The sequence below is a fragment of the uncultured Williamsia sp. genome (assembly GCF_947494875.1).
Taxonomy (GTDB): Bacteria; Actinomycetota; Actinomycetes; order Mycobacteriales; family Mycobacteriaceae; genus Williamsia_A.
Genome location: NZ_CANLWM010000007.1, coordinates 110,012 through 130,924 on the forward strand (window position 1 = coordinate 110,012; position 20,913 = coordinate 130,924).

21 protein-coding genes are annotated in these 20,913 nt (G+C 69.1%); 11 read left to right on the forward strand and 10 right to left on the reverse strand.

Going from position 1 to position 20,913, the window contains the following annotated elements:
* Positions 1-44: 44 nt before the first annotated feature.
* Positions 45-1,052, forward strand: a complete 1,008-nt coding sequence (glpX, locus tag Q1A98_RS16655) for a class II fructose-bisphosphatase (RefSeq protein WP_299575563.1) — start codon at positions 45-47, stop codon at positions 1,050-1,052.
* A 64-nt stretch (positions 1,053-1,116) separates the two neighbouring features.
* Positions 1,117-2,529 carry a class II fumarate hydratase gene (locus Q1A98_RS16660; RefSeq protein WP_299575565.1) on the forward strand — a complete coding sequence of 471 codons (1,413 nt, stop codon included), beginning with the start codon at positions 1,117-1,119 and terminating at the stop codon, positions 2,527-2,529.
* Positions 2,530-2,623: 94 nt separating this feature from the next.
* Here Q1A98_RS16660 and Q1A98_RS16665 read toward each other — a convergent pair whose 3' ends face one another.
* From Q1A98_RS16665 to Q1A98_RS16675, 3 genes are all read right to left on the reverse strand, one after another.
* Complete coding sequence (locus tag Q1A98_RS16665) at positions 2,624-3,664, reverse strand: hypothetical protein (protein WP_299575567.1); 1,041 nt, start codon at positions 3,662-3,664, stop codon at positions 2,624-2,626.
* Between the two features lie 73 nt (positions 3,665-3,737).
* Positions 3,738-4,403 carry a L,D-transpeptidase family protein gene (locus Q1A98_RS16670; protein WP_366943473.1) on the reverse strand — a complete coding sequence of 222 codons (666 nt, stop codon included), beginning with the start codon at positions 4,401-4,403 and terminating at the stop codon, positions 3,738-3,740.
* A 171-nt stretch (positions 4,404-4,574) separates the two neighbouring features.
* Positions 4,575-5,873, reverse strand: coding sequence for a PhoH family protein (locus Q1A98_RS16675; RefSeq protein ID WP_299575569.1), 1,299 nt, complete (start codon positions 5,871-5,873; stop codon positions 4,575-4,577).
* Between the two features lie 327 nt (positions 5,874-6,200).
* Here Q1A98_RS16675 and Q1A98_RS16680 point away from each other — a divergent pair, with 327 nt between their 5' ends.
* Positions 6,201-7,826 (forward strand): alkaline phosphatase D family protein, encoded by a 1,626-nt coding sequence (locus Q1A98_RS16680; RefSeq protein WP_299575571.1) that lies wholly within the window; start codon positions 6,201-6,203, stop codon positions 7,824-7,826.
* A gap of 1 nt (position 7,827) precedes the next feature.
* Here Q1A98_RS16680 and Q1A98_RS16685 read toward each other — a convergent pair whose 3' ends face one another.
* From Q1A98_RS16685 to Q1A98_RS16695, 3 genes are all read right to left on the reverse strand, one after another.
* On the reverse strand, positions 7,828-8,694 hold the full coding sequence (locus Q1A98_RS16685) for an acyl-ACP desaturase (RefSeq protein ID WP_299575572.1): 867 nt from the start codon (positions 8,692-8,694) through the stop codon (positions 7,828-7,830).
* A 106-nt stretch (positions 8,695-8,800) separates the two neighbouring features.
* A complete protein-coding gene (gene glyA, locus Q1A98_RS16690; RefSeq protein WP_299575574.1) occupies positions 8,801-10,111 on the reverse strand; it encodes a serine hydroxymethyltransferase in 1,311 nt (436 codons plus the stop codon).
* 23 nt (positions 10,112-10,134) lie between these two features.
* Complete coding sequence (locus tag Q1A98_RS16695; protein WP_299575576.1) at positions 10,135-11,337, reverse strand: DUF885 domain-containing protein; 1,203 nt, start codon at positions 11,335-11,337, stop codon at positions 10,135-10,137.
* 107 nt (positions 11,338-11,444) lie between these two features.
* On the opposite strand from Q1A98_RS16695, the gene coaA reads away from it, so the two are divergent.
* Positions 11,445-12,377: a type I pantothenate kinase gene (gene coaA / locus Q1A98_RS16700; protein WP_299575578.1), complete on the forward strand. Its 933-nt coding sequence runs from the start codon at positions 11,445-11,447 to the stop codon at positions 12,375-12,377.
* A 3-nt stretch (positions 12,378-12,380) separates the two neighbouring features.
* Here the strand turns inward: coaA and Q1A98_RS16705 are convergent, their stop codons facing one another.
* Positions 12,381-13,163 carry an isoprenyl transferase gene (locus tag Q1A98_RS16705; RefSeq protein WP_299575580.1) on the reverse strand — a complete coding sequence of 261 codons (783 nt, stop codon included), beginning with the start codon at positions 13,161-13,163 and terminating at the stop codon, positions 12,381-12,383.
* A 197-nt stretch (positions 13,164-13,360) separates the two neighbouring features.
* Here Q1A98_RS16705 and Q1A98_RS16710 point away from each other — a divergent pair, with 197 nt between their 5' ends.
* Positions 13,361-13,993 (forward strand): hemolysin III family protein, encoded by a 633-nt coding sequence (locus tag Q1A98_RS16710; RefSeq protein ID WP_299575974.1) that lies wholly within the window; start codon positions 13,361-13,363, stop codon positions 13,991-13,993.
* A 58-nt stretch (positions 13,994-14,051) separates the two neighbouring features.
* On the opposite strand, the gene Q1A98_RS16715 is transcribed toward Q1A98_RS16710, so the two are convergent.
* The gene (locus tag Q1A98_RS16715) at positions 14,052-15,146 is read right to left on the reverse strand and encodes a 3-deoxy-7-phosphoheptulonate synthase (protein ID WP_299575582.1); all 1,095 of its coding nucleotides are present in this window, start codon (positions 15,144-15,146) and stop codon (positions 14,052-14,054) included.
* Positions 15,147-15,518: 372 nt separating this feature from the next.
* Here Q1A98_RS16715 and praA point away from each other — a divergent pair, with 372 nt between their 5' ends.
* Positions 15,519-16,037, forward strand: coding sequence for an alkane oxidation protein activator PraA (praA, locus tag Q1A98_RS16720; RefSeq protein WP_299575584.1), 519 nt, complete (start codon positions 15,519-15,521; stop codon positions 16,035-16,037).
* Positions 16,038-16,094: 57 nt separating this feature from the next.
* On the opposite strand, the gene Q1A98_RS16725 is transcribed toward praA, so the two are convergent.
* Positions 16,095-16,394: a hypothetical protein gene (locus tag Q1A98_RS16725; RefSeq protein ID WP_299575975.1), complete on the reverse strand. Its 300-nt coding sequence runs from the start codon at positions 16,392-16,394 to the stop codon at positions 16,095-16,097.
* Entirely contained in the window at positions 16,394-17,266 is an 873-nt protein-coding gene (gene mca / locus Q1A98_RS16730) for a mycothiol conjugate amidase Mca (protein ID WP_299575976.1), read from the reverse strand. The genes Q1A98_RS16725 and mca overlap by 1 nt, the downstream gene beginning before the upstream one ends.
* A 154-nt stretch (positions 17,267-17,420) precedes the next feature.
* Between mca and Q1A98_RS16735 the strand changes: the two genes are divergently transcribed.
* The 5 genes from Q1A98_RS16735 (at position 17,421) to greA (ending at position 20,771) form a co-directional block, all read left to right on the forward strand.
* Positions 17,421-17,879, forward strand: coding sequence for a DUF4307 domain-containing protein (locus tag Q1A98_RS16735; protein ID WP_299575586.1), 459 nt, complete (start codon positions 17,421-17,423; stop codon positions 17,877-17,879).
* A 104-nt stretch (positions 17,880-17,983) separates the two neighbouring features.
* Positions 17,984-18,649, forward strand: coding sequence for an LppP/LprE family lipoprotein (locus Q1A98_RS16740; protein WP_299575588.1), 666 nt, complete (start codon positions 17,984-17,986; stop codon positions 18,647-18,649).
* Position 18,650: 1 nt separating this feature from the next.
* The gene (locus Q1A98_RS16745) at positions 18,651-19,310 is read left to right on the forward strand and encodes an LppP/LprE family lipoprotein (protein ID WP_299575590.1); all 660 of its coding nucleotides are present in this window, start codon (positions 18,651-18,653) and stop codon (positions 19,308-19,310) included.
* A gap of 26 nt (positions 19,311-19,336) precedes the next feature.
* Positions 19,337-20,125 (forward strand): queuosine precursor transporter, encoded by a 789-nt coding sequence (locus Q1A98_RS16750; RefSeq protein WP_299575592.1) that lies wholly within the window; start codon positions 19,337-19,339, stop codon positions 20,123-20,125.
* Positions 20,126-20,276: 151 nt separating this feature from the next.
* Entirely contained in the window at positions 20,277-20,771 is a 495-nt protein-coding gene (gene greA / locus Q1A98_RS16755; RefSeq protein ID WP_299575594.1) for a transcription elongation factor GreA, read from the forward strand.
* Positions 20,772-20,913 lie beyond the last annotated feature (142 nt).

The following is a 20,913-nucleotide window of genomic DNA, read 5'->3' on the forward strand; positions in this document are numbered from 1 at the left end:
CGCGCCTGTGTGGCGCACGCCGGTGCCCGTCCCAGGAGGAATCGATGTCGCAGCCCGTCCGCAACCCGCAGGCCCCCGATCGCAACCTGGCGATGGAGTTGGTGCGGGTCACCGAGGCCGCGGCCCTGGCCGCCGGACGCTGGGTGGGACGGGGCGACAAGAACGGTGGCGACGGCGCCGCGGTCGACGCCATGCGCCAGCTGCTCTCGACGGTGTCGATGCGCGGTGTCGTCGTGATCGGTGAGGGCGAGAAGGACGAGGCGCCGATGCTCTACAACGGCGAGGAGGTCGGCAACGGCGAGGGCCCCGAGGTCGACGTCGCCGTCGACCCGATCGACGGCACCACGCTGATGGCCGAGGGCCGCCCGAACTCCATCGCCGTGATCGCGGTCTCCGAGCGCGGCACCATGTTCGACCCGTCGGCCGTGTTCTACATGGAGAAGATCGCCGTGGGCCCGGAGGCCGCGGGGTCGATCGACATCACCAAGCCCGTCGAGTGGAACGTCCAGGCCGTCGCGAAGGCGAAGGGCATCGACGTGGGCGACGTGACCGTCGTCGTGCTCGACCGCCCTCGTCACGCCGACCTGATCGGCGAGATCCGCGCCGCGGGCGCGAAGATCCGCCTCATCTCCGACGGTGACGTCGCCGGTGCGATCGCCGCGGCCGGCGAGTACAGCTCGGTCGACATGCTGCTCGGCATCGGCGGCACCCCCGAGGGCATCATCACCGCCGTCGCGATGAAGTGCATGGGCGGCGAGATCCAGGGCCGGCTGTGGCCCAAGGACGACGCCGAGCGGCAGAAGGCCATCGACGCCGGCCACGACCTCGACCGCGTGTTGAAGACCGACGACCTGGTCAGCGGCGAGAACATGTTCTTCTGCGCGACGGGCGTCACCAACGGCGACATGCTGCGCGGTGTCACCTACCGCTCCAACGGCGCCACCACCCGATCGCTGGTCATGCGCTCGAAGTCGGGCACGATCCGCCACATCGAAGGCACCCACAAGCTCACCAAACTGCGCGAGTTCGCCTCGGTCGACTTCGGCGGGTGAGCATCGGCGGGCCACCGCCGACCACACGTCACCTGCACCGGACGCCCCCGTTAGGGTTGCCTGCATGAGCAATGAGGCTGCTTCCGGCGAGTACCGCATCGAGCACGACACCATGGGTGAGGTCCGCGTCCCCGCGGCCGCGCTGTGGCGCGCGCAGACCCAGCGCGCGGTGGAGAACTTCCCCATCTCACACCGCCCGCTCGAGCGCACCCAGATCCGCGCGATGGGCCTGCTCAAGGCCGCGTGCGCGCAGGTGAACAAGGACCTCGGGCTGCTCGACGCCGAGAAGGCCGACGCCATCATCGCCGCCGCCACCGAGATCGCCGACGGCGCGCACGACGACCAGTTCCCCATCGACGTGTTCCAGACCGGTTCGGGTACGAGCTCGAACATGAACGCCAACGAGGTCATCGCGTCGATCGCGAAGTCGAACGGCGTCGAGGTGCACCCGAACGACCACGTCAACATGTCGCAGTCGTCGAACGACACCTTCCCCACCGCCACGCACGTCGCGGCGACGGAAGCCGCTGCGACGGACCTGATCCCGGCCCTGCAGCACCTCCACGAGTCCCTTGCGGGCAAGGCGTCGGAGTGGCGTGAGGTCGTCAAGTCCGGTCGCACTCACCTCATGGACGCCGTGCCCGTCACGCTCGGTCAGGAATTCGGCGGGTACGCGCGCCAGGTCGAGGCCGGCATCGAGCGCGTCGAGGCGTCCTTGTTGCGGGTGGGTGAGCTGCCCATCGGCGGCACCGCCGTCGGCACCGGCCTGAACGCTCCCGAGGGGTTCGGCACCAAGGTCGTCGCAGACCTGGTGTCGCGCACCGGCGTCGAGCAGCTCAGTCTCGCCAAGGACAACTTCGAGGCCCAGGCCGCGCGCGACGGTCTCGTCGAGCTGTCCGGGGTCCTCAAGACGATCGCGGTGTCGCTGACGAAGATCGCCAACGACGTCCGCTGGATGGGTTCGGGTCCGCTGACCGGCCTCGGTGAGATCCGCCTCCCCGACCTGCAACCAGGCAGCTCGATCATGCCCGGCAAGGTGAACCCCGTTCTGCCCGAGGCGGTCACGCAGGTCGCGGCGCAGGTCATCGGCAACGACGCCGCCGTCACCTGGGGCGGTGGCAACGGCGCGTTCGAGCTGAACGTCTACATCCCGATGATGGCGCGCAACGTGCTCGAGTCGCTCAAGCTGCTGGCCAACGTGTCCCGTCTGTTCGCCGATCGGTGCATCAGCGGACTCGAGGCCAACACCGATCGCCTGAAGACCCTCGCCGAGAGCTCGCCGTCGATCGTGACGCCGCTGAACTCGGCGATCGGTTACGAGGAGGCGGCGGCCGTCGCGAAGCAGGCTCTCAAGGAGGGCAAGACCATTCGCGAGACGGTGATCGACCGCGGGCTCATCGGCGACAAGCTCTCCGAGGCCGAACTCGACAAGCGCCTCGACGTGCTGAAGATGGCCAACCTCGACCACGAGCGCTGAGCCAACCCCCTCCCGCGACGAGAAACGACTCCCGCGACTGTGATCACAGTCGCGGGAGTCGTTTCATGTCGCGGGTGCGTGGCGCCCGCGGGCGTCAGCGCTTGAGCAGGAAGAACGTCGGCTTCAGCTTGTAGTCGAACGTCAGCAGCGACCCGAAACGCGTCTCGCGGTTGTTCAGCGAGCCGGGATCGTTGGCGGTGTCCCGGATCGTGTAGATGAACGCCGGTCCGGCGAAGGGCATCTGGGCGAACGCCGCCAGCTGCGACGCGATGATGTCGCGCTGCTGCTCGGGGGTGTTGCCGCCGTTGCGGGGGCCGTTGGTCGGCGCACCGAACTCGGTGAACCAGACCTTCTTTCCGGCGTCCCCGTTGCGGACCATGAGCCCACGGACTGCCGCGATGTCGCTCCACGCGCCGTTCGGGTTGGCACCGATCCCGCCCGGGAACACGTACGGGTGCAGGGCGAGTGCGTCGAACGAGCCCTTCGCGCCGAAGCGGTAGAGGTCGTTGACGAACGCCACCGGCGAATCGGATCCCTGCATCGGGCTGAGGCCGGCGGCGATCACCGTCGAGTTCGGCTGCACGCGCTTGATCGCGCCGTACGTGGCCTTGAGAAGACGCGAGTACGCCGCCGACTTGTTCGGGATGTTGCCGAAGAAGATCGGCAGGTTCGGCTCGTTCCAGATCTCCCAGTTGTTCACCTGGCCGCCGTAGCGCTGGACGGCACGCTGGGCGAACGTCGCGAAGTCGTTCACGTTCGCCGGCGGGGCGGTCCGCAGGAGACCCCCACCCTGCAGGACCGGCGTGTAGGCGATGAGCGCCAACACCTTCAGACCACGCGCCCGGGCCGCGTTGATGACCCGGTCGGAGGTGCTCCAGTTGTAGACCCCCGGGCCCGTCTCGATCTGGCTGCGGTCGATGCCGAGGCGGATCCAGCCCGCGCTGGTCTGCCTTACCGTGTCGAGCGTCCGGTCGAGATCGGCCTGCGAGTACTGCAGGAACTCGGCACCGGTCGCGAACCCGTACCCCGCGGCGGGGGCGACCGGGGCGGCGTTCGCCGGTGTGGCGAGGCCGAGCACGAGCGCGACCGCCGCGACGGCACTGAGTACGGCGGCGCGCAGGGAGGGTCTGTTCATGCGCACATTGTTACATCGCCGATATCGAAGTGACGCATCGAGAACGCTGATTCACAGGTTCCGCGATCCGCGGTCACGCCTGCTGCGACGCCAACCCGATCCGGATGACCGGATCGCGCCCGGGATCCAGCCACTGCAGGACCCGCACCATCGTCGCCTTGTCGACCGCGACGCAACCCTGCGTGGGGTTCCCGTCCGTCACGTGCAGGAAGATCCCCGACGCGTAGCCGGGCCGCCGCTGCGGGTTGTGGGCGATGTTGACCGCGTAGTCGTACACCGGCCCGCTGTCGTAGAGGTTCTCGCTGTCGCCACCGGGGCTCGCGACCTGACGGACGTGGGTGTTGTAGGTGGGCGAGTTGGGGTTCTCGTCCCACCAGTCCTGCTTGTCGGCCTGGAAGTACGGCAGTTTCGTGCCCGGGTTGGCCTGGCGACCGAAGGCCTGGTCGAACGCGAAGGTCCCCTCGGGTGTGCGCGGCACGTCGTCGCGCGGCGCACCGATGCCCTGCGACCCGACGAACGCCTTCACCGGCCCGATGACGGGCTTCCACGCTCCGTCGACCTTGTCGAACGCCGTCAGCGTTCCCGTCGTGTCCGAGCGGGAGTTCACCGTCACGGTGACCATCTGCGTGGTCGTCGGGAAGTCCGCGGGTCCGGCGACGGTGTCACCGGGAGCAGCCGACGCCGGCGCGGCGGCCAACGTCATCCCCACGGCGACCGCCACGGCCGGTACCGACACCATCGCGACCGCAGACCTCAGTCGCCTCATCAACCACATACGTCTCTCAAGCACCAGAGAAGTATGCGAGCGGACACCCCCTCAGGCGATATCCGTCCGGTCACAAGCAGGACGCCGATTCGTCACCACCGGCGTGTCGCGCCGACACGCGGTCACGCCGGTGGGTGACGCGTGTCACGCCCCGGGAGCGAACTCCTCGAGCATCTCCGTGACCAGCGCGGCGATCGGCGACCGCTCGCTGCGGGTGAGGGTGATGTGCGCGAAGAGCGGATGACCCTTGAGCTTCTCGATCACCGCGGCGACGCCGTCGTGCCGTCCGACGCGGAGGTTGTCGCGCTGGGCGACGTCGTGGGTGAGCACGACGCGCGACCCGGCGCCGAGGCGGGAGAGCACCGTCAGCAGCACGTTGCGCTCCAACGACTGGGCCTCGTCGACGATGACGAAGGAGTCGTGCAGCGACCGCCCGCGGATGTGCGTGAGCGGCAGCACCTCGAGCATCCCGCGCGAGAGGACCTCCTCGATCACCTCGGTGGACGCGAGGCCCTCGAGGGTGTCGAACACGGCCTGCGCCCAGGGGCCCATCTTGTCGGCCTCGCTGCCGGGCAGGTAGCCCAGTTGCTGCCCGCCGACGGCGTACAGCGGCCGGAACACGACGACCTTGCGGTGGGTGCGGCGCTCCAGGACGGCCTCGAGTCCGGCACACAGCGCGAGTGCCGACTTGCCGGTGCCGGCCTTGCCGCCCAGCGACACGATGCCGACGGACTCGTCGAGCAGGAGGTCGAGCGCCACGCGCTGCTCGGCGGAGCGACCCCGGAGGCCGAACGCCTCCCGCTCCCCGCGGACCAGTTGCACCCGCTTCTCCGGGGTGACACGTCCGAGTGCACTCGACGACCCGCCGAGCAGGCGGACACCGGTGTGGCAGGGCAGTTCTCGGGCATCGTCGATGTCGACGACCCCCTCGGAGAACAACGCGTCGATGCTGGAGCCGGCGACGTCGAGCTCGGTCATCCCGGACCATCCGGAGACGACGACGTCCTGGGCGCGGTACTCGTCGGCGGCGAGTCCGACCGCACCGGCCTTGACGCGCAACGGGATGTCCTTGGACACCAACGTCACGTCCTTGCCCTCGGCGCGAAGGTTCAACGCGCAGGCCAGGATCCGCGAGTCGTTGGTCTCGGTCCGGAATCCGGCGGGCAGCACGCGGGGGTCGGTGTGGTTGAGCTCCACCTGCAGGGTGCCGCCCTCGGTGCCGATCGGTACCGGCAGATCGAGGCGGCCGTGTTCCAGACGGAGGTCGTCGAGCATGCGCAACGACTCCCGGGCGAACCAGCCCAGTTCGTGATGGTGTCGTTTGCCCTCGAGTTCCCCGATCACGACCAGCGGGAGGACCACGCTGTGCTCCGCGAAGCGCGACACCGCCCAGGGGTCGGACAGCAGCACGGAGGTGTCAAGGACGTAGGTGCGAGTGGTCACGAGGGCTCCTCATGTCGACGCGGCGCCCGCGTTGACGGATGTCGACACCGACCGGCCGGTCCTCGGGACCGGGGCCGGTCCGCCTCGCGCTGGGTGACCAGCTCACGAATAGAACCTCCCGGACGAACCGCTTCCCCACGGCCCGTCAGACGTCAACGTACGCCCGCCGACGCGCCCGCCACGCGATCCGCGCACCGCGTGTTCGTGAACAACAGGTAACCGGGGGCGACGGCCGGGAGACGCCTGTGGTGACCCGTCACCGGATGGTCACCGCGGGGTCGTCGGCGCTCGACCTCGCCGTCGATCACGGCTGGTCGGCTGGGTGCCATGACGCACGCAGACGCCCCGATCGTGACCGTCGGCCCGGACAAGACACTGCGCACAGGGCTGTCCCGTCGGCGGTTCCTCACGTGGACCGGCGTCGCCGGCGCGCTCGCCGTGACCCCCGGCCTGTTCGCCGACTCCTTCTCCGCCGCGGCACCGGCGTCGCCGGGCGACCATCTGTTCACCCTCGGCGTCGCCTCGGGTGACCCACTCCCCGACGGCGTCGTGCTCTGGACCCGGCTGGCATCGGCACCGCTGGCCCGCGGCGCCGGGATGGGCGTGGTGCCCGTCCGCGTCGACTGGCAGGTGGCGACCGACGAGGCCATGTCCCGGGTGGTCCGCTCCGGCAGCGAGATCGCCACCGCGGCCGACGGTTTCAGTGTCCACGCCGACGTCCGGGGACTGCGAACCGACAGCGAGTACTTCTTCCGGTTCCGCGCGAACGGCCAGCTCTCCGACGTCGGTCGCACCCGGACCGCACCTCGACCCGGCGCCCCGCTGGCCGGACTCACATTCGCCTGGGCCTCCTGCCAGTCGTGGTCGGATGGGTACTTCCCCGCCTACGCCGACATGGCCTCCGCCGCACCTGATGTCGTGTTCTTCCTCGGCGACTACGTGTACGAGAAGAGCGTCGGCGCAACCGGTGGTCGGCGCAACACCGCCGCACTGCCGGCCTCGGCGCTGACCGAGATGACGACACTGGACGACTACCGGGAGCGCTATGCGCTCTACAAGCTCGACCCACAACTGCAGGCGGCGCACCGGACCAGCCCGTTCATCACCGTCTTCGACGACCACGAGGTCGAGAACAACTGGGCGGGGGCGATCTCCGAGGACGACGCCCCGATCCCGCAGTTCCTGGCGCGGCGGGCGCAGGCGTTCAAGGCGTGGTGGGAGAACACCCCGGTCCGTGCCACGCAGCGACCGCGCGGCGCGGACGTGCAGGCGTTCCGACGATTCGACTACGGCGACCTCGTGCGGTTCAGCGTGCTCGACACCCGGCAATACCGCAGCGATCAGGTCAACGGTGACACGGACTCCCCGCAGGACGCGCAGACCGCCGACCCGCGACGCACCATCACGGGTGCCCGCCAGGAACGATGGATTCTCGACGGATTCGCGTCGAGCCGTCAGCGGTGGAACGTGCTGGCGCACCAGACGACGATCGCCGACCTGGCGCGGGAGAAGAACGGGGCCCGCGCGGTGAGCATGGACGGGTGGAGCGGCTACGAGGCATCGCGCGCACGCATCCTCGACGGCGCACGCGAGCGCGGCACCCGCAACCTGGTGTCCATCGTCGGCGACATCCACCGCAACGTCGTGTCCGACCTGCGGTCGACCTACACGCGCGAATCCCCCACCGTCGGCGTCGAACTGGCGGGGACGTCGATCGCGTCGGGTAAGGACGGGGCCGACAGTGACAGCAGCGACCAGCAGCTCAAGGCGGCGTCACCGCACGTGCGGTTCGGCAACGCCCAGCGCGGCTACGTGCTCAACCGGGTGTCCCCCGACCGGTGGGAGGCGGAGTTCCGTGTCGCCGACTCCATCGCATCACCGTCCGAGAGGCTGCATCGACGCGCACTGGTGACCATCCCCGACGGGCGGCCGCAGGTGGACGTGCAGGCGTGAATCAGGCCTCGGTGCGCGCGAGGATCTTCTGGCGAGCCGCCTCGGCGTCGGCGCCGAGCCCGTCGAGCGTCCGCAGGCCCAGACCGTCGACGAGCGCCGTCGCCGCCGTGCGGAATGCCTCCGCCCCCGTGTAGCTCTCGGGGATGAGGTGGATCTTGTCGGCGAGGTCCGCGATGTCGCTGCCGATGGGCCGGTTCAGCGCGAAGGCCTCCTCGACGGCGATGACGGTGGCGTCCGGCTGCGCGGTCAGGGCGGCGTTGAGGAAGTTCGTGAACGTCGACGCCTGCACGGCGTCGTCGGTGGCGACGTTGCGCAGGATGCCCGAGAGGCTCTCGGACTCGACGTCCTCGGCCAACCGCGAGGCGAACCAGGTGCTCAGGTTCTCGTGCACCGCCATCACCGCGAGGCAGGCCGCCGGCGACAGCGACCGCGACTTCTCGTTCTGCTCGTACCCGTGCGTGACATGCGACAGCCGCAGCGCCTCGAGCCACTCGGGATCGACGGCGCGGGTGACGATGAGGTGGTCGCGCAGCGCGATCGAGTGACGGTTGTCCTCGGCTGTCCAGCGACCGACCAGTGCGCGCCACTCCGAGAAGGGCGGGAAGTTCACACCGAGGATGCGGTGGAACGACGGCAGGTTGTCCTTGGTGAGCACCAGGGCGAGCACCGCGACACCGGTGGCCTCGGGAACCGTCGAGTCCGACTCCTCCCAGTCGCTGCCGCCGAGGAACGCGTAGTTGCGGCCGTCGTCCCACGGGACGAGGTCATGCGGGTTCCAGGTGATGGCGGCGCGCTCGTGCTCCTCGGTGAGCTCGGGCAGCGCCTTCTCGAGCACCAGGATCAGGTCGTCGTCAGCGTTGTCCGTCACGAGTGACCAGGATAGGCATCGGAGCGCCGCGACTCGAATCCCCCGGCCGGTTCTTGGGCGAAGTCACGGGCAGAGGGTGACGTCGCTCACCCTCGGGCTCGGTGGGTCAGGCGCGCACCGGGGTGCTGAGCATCCCCCACTCCTCGAGACCCTCGTAGAGCGGGAAGTCGAGGGCCAGCTGCGACACCCGTCCGCGCAGTGCGGACACGTCGGCGCCGGCCCCACCCGCCAGGGCGGTCGCGATGATGTCGGCGACCTCGGTGAACTGCTCGGCCCCGAACCCGCGCGTGGCCAGCGCGGGCGTGCCGATGCGCAGTCCCGAGGTGACCATCGGCGGGCGCGGGTCGAACGGGACGGCGTTGCGGTTGACGGTGATGCCGACCTGGTGCAGCAGGTCCTCGGCCTGCTGACCGTCGAGTTCGCTGTTGCGCAGGTCGACGAGGACCAGGTGCACGTCGGTGCCGCCGGTCAGCACCGACACCCCGGACGAGGCCACGTCGGAGCCGGTGAGGCGATCGGCCAGGATGCGGGCACCCTCGAGGGTGCGCTGCTGGCGGGCGACGAACTCGTCGCTCATGGCGATCTTGAACGTCACCGCCTTGGCGGCGATGGCGTGCATGAGCGGACCACCCTGCTGACCCGGGAACACCGAGGAGTTGAGCTTCTTGGCCCACTCCTTCTTGGCCAGGATGAGTCCCGACCGCGGGCCACCGAGGGTCTTGTGGACGGTGGTGGAGACGACGTCGGCGTAGGGAACCGGCGACGGGTGCACGCCGGCCGCGACCAGCCCGGCGAAGTGCGCCATGTCGACCCAGAGGTGGGCGCCCACCTCGTCGGCGATGGAGCGGAACGCCGCGAAGTCGAGGGTGCGGGGGTACGCCGACCAGCCGGCCACGATGACCTTCGGCTTCTCGGCCAGCGCGATCGACCGGACCTCGTCCATGTCGATGCGGTGGTCCTCCTTGCTCACCCCGTACGCGGCGGTCTCGTAGAGCTTGCCGGAGAAGTTGAGGCGCATGCCGTGCGTCAGGTGACCGCCGTGCGCGAGGTCGAGGCCGAGCAGCTTCTCGCCCGGCTCCATCAGCGTCATGAGGACGGCGGCGTTGGCCGACGCTCCCGAATGCGGCTGGACGTTCGCGAACTCGGCGTCGAACAGCTCCTTGGCGCGGTCGCGTGCGATGTCCTCGACGACGTCGACGTACTCGCAGCCGCCGTAGTACCGCCGACCGGGGTAGCCCTCGGCGTACTTGTTGGTCAGGACGCTGCCCTGAGCCTGCAGCACCGCGCGCGGGACGAAGTTCTCCGAGGCGATCATCTCGAGGGTGTCGCGCTGGCGGCTCAGTTCGCCGTTCATCGCGGCGGCGACGTCGGGGTCGATCTCGGCCAGCGAGGCGGTGGTCAGGTCGTCAGCGCTCATGGGGTCAGTCTATGGCGACTCCGTCAGGACGCGAGTTCGGCCCTGAGTGCGGCAGGCGTGAGCGGCTCGTCGAGGAGACGACCGAATCGGCGCAGGGCGTCGCCGTGCGGGTCGGCGTCCAGCCACGCACCGAGCAGCCGATACCCCTCGACGTAGGTGCTGATGTACGCGCGCCACAGCGGCGACGAGAGGAACCGCAGCATCTGGCGGGCTCGAGCCGGCGTGGCGAGCAGCCACCGTTGGAGGAACTCGGCGACGGTGTCGGCGTCGGCACCGCGGTCGTGCAGCAGCAGCGCTGCGTCCTGTCGGACCGCGAGCAGGCCGCCTGTCGCGCGGGAGATGCGTTCGGCGCGCTCGCCGTCGAAGCGCAGGCCGAGGTCGGCGTAGATCTCCTGCGCCCATCGGCCCCACCCGTCCCCGACCGCCGCGTGCAGGGCGTGGTCGGCGAGGCCCTCGGCCATGAGGCACTGCGGGGTGTTCACCAGGAAGATCGTCTGCTCGTCCTGTCCCCCACCGACGAGGATCTGCTCCTTGCGGCAGTGCTCGGTGTGATGACCGGGATAGGCCTCGTGGGCGATCAGGTGCGGCAGCGACGACATGTACTGCGTCAGGTCACCGTTGATCGCGACCCGGGAGCGGAAGTCGCCGAGGTAGTAGTTGAAGCCCGACCACGGCTTGTCGGAGACGACCTCGATCTCGACCGTCTCGGCCTCGGGCAGCGGATACGTCGCCCGCACCCGATCGCGCAGCGCCGAGGTGAACGCGGCGACGCAATCGTCGAGTCGGTCGGCGGGGATCTCGTCGGAGGCCCGGTGCGCCTGGTAGCGCTCACCGATCGGTCCCGCGCCCGGGAGCAGCGCGTCGAGATCGGCGTGCGCGGCGCGGTAGACGTCGGGGTCCTCCAGGGCGATGTCGACCTCGAAATAGGCACGGACCTCGTCGACGAAGCCGATCTCCTCGCCCGCGAAGTGGCGGGCCGAGCACTCCATCGCCCGCAGGTGGGCGTCGACGAAGGCCCTGCGGTCCGCCGGCAGCGACGACCCCTCGACGTCGGTCCGCAGCCCGCGGATGCGGTCACGCAGGGTCGCGGGGTCGGGTCGTGGGCCGTTCTCGCTCTCCGCGCGCAGGCGTGGGTCACCGGTGAACGCGTCGACGAATCCCTCTTCGAGGCGGTCGAACGCGAGGCCGAGGCGGAGGTACTCGGTGACGAGGGCGTCGCGGGGCATACGGCGACGGTATCGACCCCCGGGTTTCCCGGCGCGTCGGCATCGGTGACACTGGTCGGCATGTCGCGTGACACCCCGACCGGCTGCGGCCTCGTGAACGGGGTCGCATGTCACGCATGACCGAGCCGAGCCCGTACATCGAGCTCGACCGCCGACAGTGGCGCACGCTGCGCGAGTCGGTACCCCTCGCCATGAACGAGGAGGAGCTCGGCAGCTACCGCGGTCTCGGCGAGCAGATCGACCTGTCGGAGGTCGCCGACGTCTACCTGCCCCTCTCGCGTCTGATCCACCTCCAGGTCGCCGCCCGTCAGCGACTGTTCGCCGCGACGTCGACGTTCCTCGGCGAACGCAACCCCGAGCGGCAGGTGCCGTTCGTGATCGGGGTGGCCGGCAGCGTGGCCGTGGGCAAGTCGACCACTGCTCGCGTCCTGCAGGCGCTGCTGTCGCGGTGGGACGCGCACCCACGTGTCGACCTGGTCACCACCGACGGCTTCCTCTACCCGACGCGTGAGCTCCGACGTCGAGGGATCATGCACCGCAAGGGTTTTCCCGAGTCCTACGACCGTCGTGCGCTGCTGCGATTCGTCACCGAGGTCAAGTCGGGATCACGCGACGTCAGCGCGCCGGTGTACTCGCACCTGTCCTACGACATCGTCAAAGGTGTTCGGCACCACGTGCAACAGCCCGACATCCTCATCCTCGAGGGCCTCAACGTGCTGCAGACCGGTCCGCGGCTGATGGTGTCGGACCTGTTCGACTTCTCGGTCTACGTCGACGCCCGCATCGAGGACATCGAGGACTGGTACGTCAAGCGGTTCCTCGCGATGCGCTCGACCGCCTTCGCGAACCCGAACTCGCACTTCCACGCCTACGCGTCGCTGAACGACGTCGACGCGACCGAGGCGGCCCGCGACATCTGGCACGGCATCAACCTGCCCAACCTCGTCCAGAACATCCTGCCGACCCGTCCGCGGGCGACGCTGGTGCTGCGCAAGGACGCCGACCACTCCATCAACCGGGTGCGGCTCCGCAAGATCTGAGGGTCAGCGACCGAAGCGCCGACTGCGTGCGGCGTAGTCACGCAGGGCACGTAGGAAGTCCACGCGCCGGAACTCCGGCCAGTAGGCGTCGGTGAACCAGATCTCCGAATAGGCGCTCTGCCACAACAGGAATCCCGACAGACGCTGCTCTCCCGACGTCCGGATGACGAGGTCGGGATCGGGCTGGCCGCGGGTGTAGAGGTGGGAGTCGATCGCGTCGACGGTCACCGCGTCGACGAGATCGTGCGGGTCGGTGACCTCGGAGACCTTGTCGGACAGCAGCGACCGCACGGCGTCGACGATCTCCTGGCGACCGCCGTACCCGACGGCCACGTTCACGTGCATCCCGGCGCGGTCGGCGGTGCGCTCCTCGGCGGTCTTGAGGCGCTGCGCCACCCGCTCGGGCAGCTGGTCGAGGGTGCCGACGATCTTCACCCGCCACCGCTCGTTCGGGGCGGCGATCTCGTCGACGATGTCGGGGACGATCTCCATCAGTGCGTCGAGTTCGTCCGACGCCCGGCTGAGGTTCTCGGTCGACAGCAGGTAGATGGTCACGAGCTCGATGGACAGATCCGAGCACCATCGCAGCATCTCCGCGATCTTCTGCGCACCGACGCGGTGGCCGTGACTGACGTCCTCGAAACCCGCCTCGCGCGCCCACCGCCGGTTGCCGTCGCAGATGATGGCGATGTGCCGTGGGAGCCGCTCGGCATCCATGAGCTGGACGAGCCGTCCCTCGTAGACCCGGTAGAGGGGTCCACGCACACCGGTGGGGATCAGCTTCACGCCAGCAGAGACTACTCGCGGATCGACGGGATATCGCCGCCCCGCGCCGAACCTACGGTAGCGTAGGTTCGATCCCACACATCGACCTGGGGAGGTTCTCGATGTCGCTCACCTCGGGCGCGACCGATCGCAGCCCCGAACCGACGCCACCGCTGTCGGACACCGTGGCGGATCTGCTCGCCGATCTGCGGCCGCGCATGCGTGGCTGGATTCATCTGTACGCCGGGTTCGTCGCCATCGCGACGGGCATCGCGCTGGTCGCCGTGTCGGCGGTCGTCGCCGGCGGCGCCGCGGCCGCGGCGTGTGCGATCTACGCCGTGACCGTCTGCGGCGTGTTCGGTGTCAGCGCCACGTATCACCGGGTGCAGTGGACGACTCAGTCCGCACGAACGTGGATGAAGCGCGCCGACCACTCGATGATCTTCCTGTTCATCGCGGGCAGTTACACACCGTTCTGCGTCCTGGGCCTGCCGTCGCCGACGCGGTGGATCGTGCTGGGCGTGGTGTGGGGTGGCGCGCTGGCGGGCGTCGCGCTCAAGACGGCGTGGCCGAGCGCACCCCGCTGGGTGGGTGTCCCCCTGTACATCCTGCTCGGCTGGACGATAGTGGTGGTCGCGCCGACCCTCGTCGACCACGTCGGCGTCGCCGTGCTGGTCCTGCTCGCCGTCGGCGGTGTGTTCTACAGCGGCGGCGCGATCCTCTACGCGACGCGCTGGCCGAACCCCTGGCCGACGACGTTCGGTCACCACGAGTTCTTCCACGCCGCAACGGTTGTCGCCGCGCTGGTGCACTACGTCGCGATCTGGCTGGTGGTCGCGAACGCCGCCTGATGGCGTTCCGGTGTGCGTACGTGTCGCCGAGCGACACGTACGCACACCGGAACGGCCGTCACACCTCGGCGGTCCGATCCGCGCGGCGCGCCCGACCCGATCGTCGTGCGGTGGCGAGGTCGCGCAGGACGTCGACGGTCGTGTCGAAGTCCATGCAGGCGTCGGTCACCGACTGCCCGTAGACCAGCGGTCGCGCCGACGGAGACTGCGCACCTTCGACGAGGAAGCTCTCGAGCATCACGCCCGCGATCGACGCGCTGCCTCCCGCGACCTGGGCGGCGACGTCCGCCGCGACCACCGGCTGTCGGCGGTGGTCCTTGCCCGAGTTCGCGTGGGAGCAGTCGACCATGACCCGAGCGGTGACCCCCGCCGTCGCGCACGCCGCGCTCGCCGCGGCGACCGATCCGGTGTCGGCGTTCGTCCCGGACCGCCCGCCGCGCAGGATGACGTGGCAGTCCTCGTTGCCCACGGTCTCGACCACGGCGGCACGACCGTCCTCGTCGACGCCGAAGAAGGTGTGGGCACCGGCCGCGGCCCGGACGCCGTCGATCGCCGCCTGCAGGTCGCCGTCGGTGCCGTTCTTGAAGCCGATCGGCATCGACAGTCCCGACGCGAGCTGCCGATGCACCTGCGACTCGGTTGTCCGCGCGCCGATGGCACCCCACGCGACGGTGTCGGCGATGTACTGCGGACTCGTCGGTTCGAGGAACTCGCATCCGATGGGCAGGCCGCGGTCGACGATGTCGAGCAGCAACGACCGCGCGGTGCGCAGCCCGCGCTCGATGTCATGGCTGCCGTCCATGCCGGGGTCGTTGATGAGGCCCTTCCACCCCACCGTGGTGCGGGGCTTCTCGAAGTACACGCGCATCACGACGAGGAGGTCGTCCGCGAGATCCCGCGCCTGGACCGCGAGTCGATCCGCGTAGTCGAGCGCGGCGGCGGGGTCGTGGACGGAGCAGGGCCCGACCACCACGAGCAACCGGTCGTCGCGTCCGGCGAGCACGTCGGCGACCTCGCGACGGTGAGCCGCCACGCGCGCGGCGGACCCGGCCGGCAACGGCAGCTCGTCGAGCAGTTCTCGTGGCCCGGGCAACGGGCGGATCCGCGCGACGCGGGTGTCGGTGACCGGGGATCGGTCCGAGATGACGGTCATGAGAGTGCCTTTCGTGGGGCGGGCACTCGTCGTCTCACATCCGGTGCCCTGATGACAGGAAGAGCAGCGACCAAATCGGTCACTGCTCTCGGGGCTCCGGGGAAGGTGTGGCGGCTACGTCCGGCGGGACGCTCCATCGTCGGCTCCACCCGGAGCCTCGATAAAGCGCCAGCGATAGGCGCAGCCGGTGGTGATCACGCACCCACGCTAACAGATGGCGACATGTCCATTTTTCGCGAAACCGAACTGTGGGTTCTCACCAAGTTGTTGAGGCGAACGAGTTTTCTCCCGCGAACCGCCCTACCGTTCCGATTCGGAAGTGACCGACATCACGGTCCTTCGTCACGAATCCACCCAGGAGGATCGCCCGTCATGCGCACTCTCTCGTCCCGTTCGCGTTCGCTGACCACCGCTGTCGGCTCGATGGCCGCCGCTGTCGCCGTCGTCGGTGTGACCCTGGGAGCGGGGGTCGCCGGTGCGGCGACCATCTCACCCGCCAACACCACCTTCACCGCGCCCGGCACGATCACGGTGACCACACCGGCGTCCTTCAACGTGCCCGTCACCTGCAACATCGTGTTCTCGGGGTCGGTGAACGCCGACGGGTCGGCGGCCACCATCACCGACGCGAAGGTCAGCGGCAGCAACTTCCTCTGCACCGTGCCGAAGATCCAGAACCTCCCCTGGACCCTGACGCCCACCAGCGCGACCACAGGCACTGTCTCGAACGTCGCGTTCTCGGTGCTGTCGAGCAACTGCGGACCGGCCACGCTGTCCGGCTCCTTCGACAACATGACGAACACGCTGTCGTCGTCGAACCAGTCGCTGTCGGGGAACTGCACCATCAACAACCTGTCGGTGAACCCGAACCCGGCCTTCACCCTGTCCTGACCCACCGGACGCACACGGCCCCGGCGCAGATGCGCCGGGGCCGTGTGACGTTGGCGACTACTCGGTGTGCGGACGCCGACCGGCCGTCGTGTCGTCGTTGGCGGTGCCGGCCTCCGGCACACCGGGAGCGTCGGTGCCCTCGTCGGCGGCCTGGTCGGCGACGGGGTCGTCGCGGTCGAACTCGGTGGGCAGCTTGCGCAGGTGACGGCTCATCGACCGGATCAGGAACACCGTGGCGACGAGCAGCACCAGCACGATCAGCAGGCCGAGCGGCGACGCCTTGCCGAACTCGGGGCCGTCGGCGTCGCGGGCGAGGATGTCCACGACGGGTCCGGAGGCGAGAACACCCGTGGTCATCATGCGGTCACCTCATCGGGTTCGTCCGCGACGATCCCGGCGAACAGGTCGGTCTCCGGAATGGCGGTCTTGACCCGGGTCCGGGCGAGTTCGAACTCGTCCGTCGGCCAGAGTCGTTGCTGCCATTCCATCGGCACGGCGAAGAACATGCCGTTCGGGTCGATCTGGGTGGCGTGCGCGCGCAGCGCCTCGTCGCGCTGCGGGAAGTAGTCGCCGCTGGTCACCTGGGTGGTCACCCGACCCATCAGATCGCCGCGGCTGGGGTCCCAGTTCGACAGCCACTCCGCGAACGGGTTCTCCATGCCGTGCTTCTCGAACTCCTCGGAGAACAACAGCATCCGGTCTCGGATGAACCCGTGGGTGTAGTAGATCTTCGAGACCGTCCAGGGCTCACCGGCCTCGGGATAGCGGTCAGGGTCACCGGCCGCCTCGAACGCCGCCATCGACACCTCGTGGCATCGGATGTGGTCGGGATGGGGGTACCCGCCACGCTCGTCGTAGGTGATCATCACGTGCGGCCGGAACTGCCGGACCACCTCGACCAGCGTGCCGGTCGACTCCTCGAGCGGCACCAGCGCGAAGCAACCCTCCGGCAGCGGGGGCAGCGGGTCGCCCTCCGGCAGACCGGAATCCATGTACCCGAGCCACCGGTGCGACACCCCGAGCGCCGCGGCGGCCTTGGCCATCTCCTCGCGGCGGACCTCGACGATGTTGTCCTTGATCCCCGGCAGGTCCATCGCGGGGTTGAGGATGTCGCCGCGTTCGCCTCCGGTGAGCGTGACGACCATCACCTCGTTGCCCTCGGCGGCGTACTTGGCCATCGTGGCGGCACCCTTGCTCGACTCGTCATCGGGGTGGGCGTGGACCGCCATCAACCGAAGGCCACTCACCAGCACAGCTCCACTTCTCGCGATCTCGAACTCGACGCGGTCCATTCTCCCACCGTCTGGCGACGTGCCGGTCCGCAGGTGGCCCCGAGGACCTCGCGCACGGGGTGTCCGCAGGTTCGCGTGCTACATCTGGTGCATGACCGTCGGCCCCGATCCGTCCGCCTCGGGCAGCAGCGCACCGCCCGCCGGCCGGTACCCGACGGGCACCAGCCCCGCGCGGCGTCGCCGTTGGCTGATCGGGTTGTCGGTGCTCGTGGTGTTGGCCGGGATCGGGATCGCCTACGTCGGGTACTCGCGCTTCGCCGATCCCCCGGTGTCCGGTGAGGGCACGGGCTACTCCATCGTCGACAGCTCCACGGTGGACGTCTCCTTCACGGTCACCCGCAACGACCCGAGCAAGGCCGTCGCCTGCGTCGTGCGGGCCCGATCCCGCGACGGGGACGAGAACGGCCGTCGCGAGGTGCTCATCCCCCCGGGTGACTCGCAGCAGACCGCCGTCGACTCCCGGGTGAAGACCACCGGCCCGCCGGCGATCGGTGAGGTCTTCGGCTGCACCACCTCCGTCCCGCCGTACCTGACAGCCGACAACGGCTGACGTCCCGCGGCATGTCGTGCGATCGCACGACTTTCGGTCACGGACGGGTCTCAGCCGCTTCTGACGGCTAACGAACTGCTCCCCGTGCGCGAGATCCCGGTCACATGACCGCGAGGATCGGAGTGCAGGTGCAGATCTCGACCCGACACATCGCCGCCACAGGGGTCGTCGCCGCGGCGACCGCCCTGCTGGCCGGCTGCTCCGGCGACACCCCGCGCGCAACGCCACCCACACCCACCGTCACGGTCACCTCCACCGCGAGCGGATCGACGACGGCGCCGGCGGTCACGTCCACGTCGGCCGCGGGCGCGACCGCGTCCGGGATCGCCGACACGTCCGCTCGGAGCGGCTGCTCCCCCGACATCGGGCTCACCGCCGCCGGATCACGGGACATGGTCCGCATCACTCAGCCCGAGCGCGGGTCGTGGCGTGCATACAACGCGGGCGGGACGTGGCGCCCGGGGATGAGCTGGGTCGAGCTCACCAGTACCGCGACGCAGGCCCCCATCCGGCCGCACCAGCTGCTGATCTACCAGGACGGGTACTTCCAGGGCACGGGCATCCGCTGCGATGCGCGCTACGGCCAGTACGTCGCCGCCACCGCACCCGACGCGATAACCGTCCAGTACTCCTATCTCGACCCGACGAACCCCGAGCAGCAGCGCTCGCAAGGTGGTGTCGGCAGAGCAGTCGTCACGTTCCGCTGGAACGGTTCCCGGGTCGTGATGGACGGCTCACTCCCCTACGCGTTCACGAAAGGCCAGTGCTGACATGAGGATCTCCACCCGCGCCGGCGTCGCCGGCATCGCCTGCCTGATCGGGTTCACCGTGGCCGGCTGTTCCACCGACACACCCCGCGCGACTCCGACCACACCCACGGTCATCCGTACGGTGACCGCAGCGCCGTCGGACACCACTGCCGCGGCACCCGCCGACGACGCGAGCACGCAGGACACCGACACAGCCACCGCGACCACCGCACCCGTCACCGATGCAGACACACCGTGCGGCCCGTATCCCGATGCGGCGGAGAAGATCTCGGCGGCCAGTTCCCGCATTGCCCCTCCGTCGACGCAATTCGACTGGAAGTGGGGGACCATCCGCTCGGACATGACCTCCTGCAACCAGCTCTCGTGGGCGGAGCTCACCACCGAGCACGGGACGGCGTCCTCGTCCGATCAGCTCCTGCTCTTCGGCCCGGACGGACGCTGGCTCGGCACGGGGATCCGGTGCAACGCGAGCCTCGCGTGGGTCACCGGATCGGGCCCCGATCACGTCGATGTCCACTACGGCTACTTCCACGGGGAGAACACCAGCACGGCGAACCCCGGCGGGGGCACCGACGTCACGTTCCGGTGGAACGGCTCACGCGTCGTGATGGAGGGGACACTCCCGCAGGAGTTCCTCGACCAGTGCCAGAGCCCCAGCTGACCTCCCGGGTGGCATGATCGCCCCTCATGACCACCGCCAAGTCTGGGCGGCCGGTTCCACACACCGACGACGATCGGCGGGCGCATCGCCCGGTGGGCCCGGCCTTCGCCACCCTCTCGAGTCCGTACTTCCCCTACCTCGTCGCGCTGTTCGTCGGCGTGATGATCATCAGCAACATCACCGGCACGAAGGGCGTCCTGCTCTTCCCGTCGCTCTCGTTCGATCTCGGCCCGCTCTCGATGCACGGCCTGGTCACCGACGGCGCCTTCTACCTCTTCCCCCTGGCCTACATCCTCGGAGACGTCATCAGCGAGGTGTACGGCTTCCGCGCGATGCGCCGCGTGATCTTCTCCGGTTTCGGGGTGCTGCTCCTGGCATCGCTCTGCTTCTGGATCACCATCGAACTCCCGGCCGCGGACTTCTACGACGGCCAGGACGCGTTCCGCACCGTCGCAGGCGTCGTCCCGCAGTTCCTCCTCGCCGGCTTGTCCGGCTACCTCGTCGGGGAGTTCCTCAACTCCTACGTCATGGTGAAGATGAAGGCGCGCAGCGGTGAACGTCGCCTGTGGGCCCGGTTGATCAGTTCGACGATCGTCGGGGAGTTCGCCGACACCCTCGTCTTCTGTTCGATCGCCGCGTCCGCACTGGGCATCTCGCGGTGGCAGGACTTCGTCAACTACACCGTTGTCGGGTTCGTCTGGAAGACCCTCGTCGAGGTCGCCGTCATGCCCATCACCTACGCCGTGTGCGGTCGACTGAAGAAGGCCGAGCCGACCTATCAGGAGGCCCTCGCGGCACGCCTGCCGGAGCAGTGACCAGCACAAAAGCAGCGGTCAATTCGTACACATGGGGTAGTATCGACCGAAGCACGGCTCCGAGAGGGGCCGTGTTGCTGCATTTGAAGGTGCTACGCAGCAGGCACTGCGGCCCGACGCGGGCACGAACGAATTGGCGAGGAGCGAGACGATGACCGACACCCAGGTGACGTGGCTGACCCAGGAGTCCCACGATCGGCTGAAGAACGAGTTGGACTCACTCATCGCGAACCGACCTGTGATCGCCGCCGAGATCAACGAGCGCCGCGAAGAAGGCGACCTCAAGGAGAACGGTGGCTATCACGCCGCGCGCGAGGAGCAGGGTCAGCAGGAAGCGCGGATCCGCCAGCTGCAGGAGTTGCTCAACACCGCCAAGGTCGGCGAGGCGCCGACCCAGTCGGGTGTCGCGCTGCTCGGTTCCGTGGTGAAGGTCTACTACGACGGCGACGAGTCCGACACGGAGACCTTCCTCATCGCGACCCGCGAGGACAGCTCCGGTGACGGCAAGCTCGAGACCTACTCCCCCAGTTCGCCGCTGGGCGCGGCCCTTCTCGACGCCAAGGTCGGCGAGACCCGCGAGTACACGGTGCCCTCGGGTGCCGTCGTCAAGGTGACGCTGGTGAGTGCGGAGCCGTACCACTCCTGATCGACCCCACCCGACAGCCCGTGTCCTGACCAGGACGCGGGCTGTCGTCGTCTGCGCTCCGGCCACGCGTCTGTCAATCCGGGGTTGACACACACGGTCGGTGGGTCCATCCTTCTCCCATGCCTGTCAACTGTAGATTGAC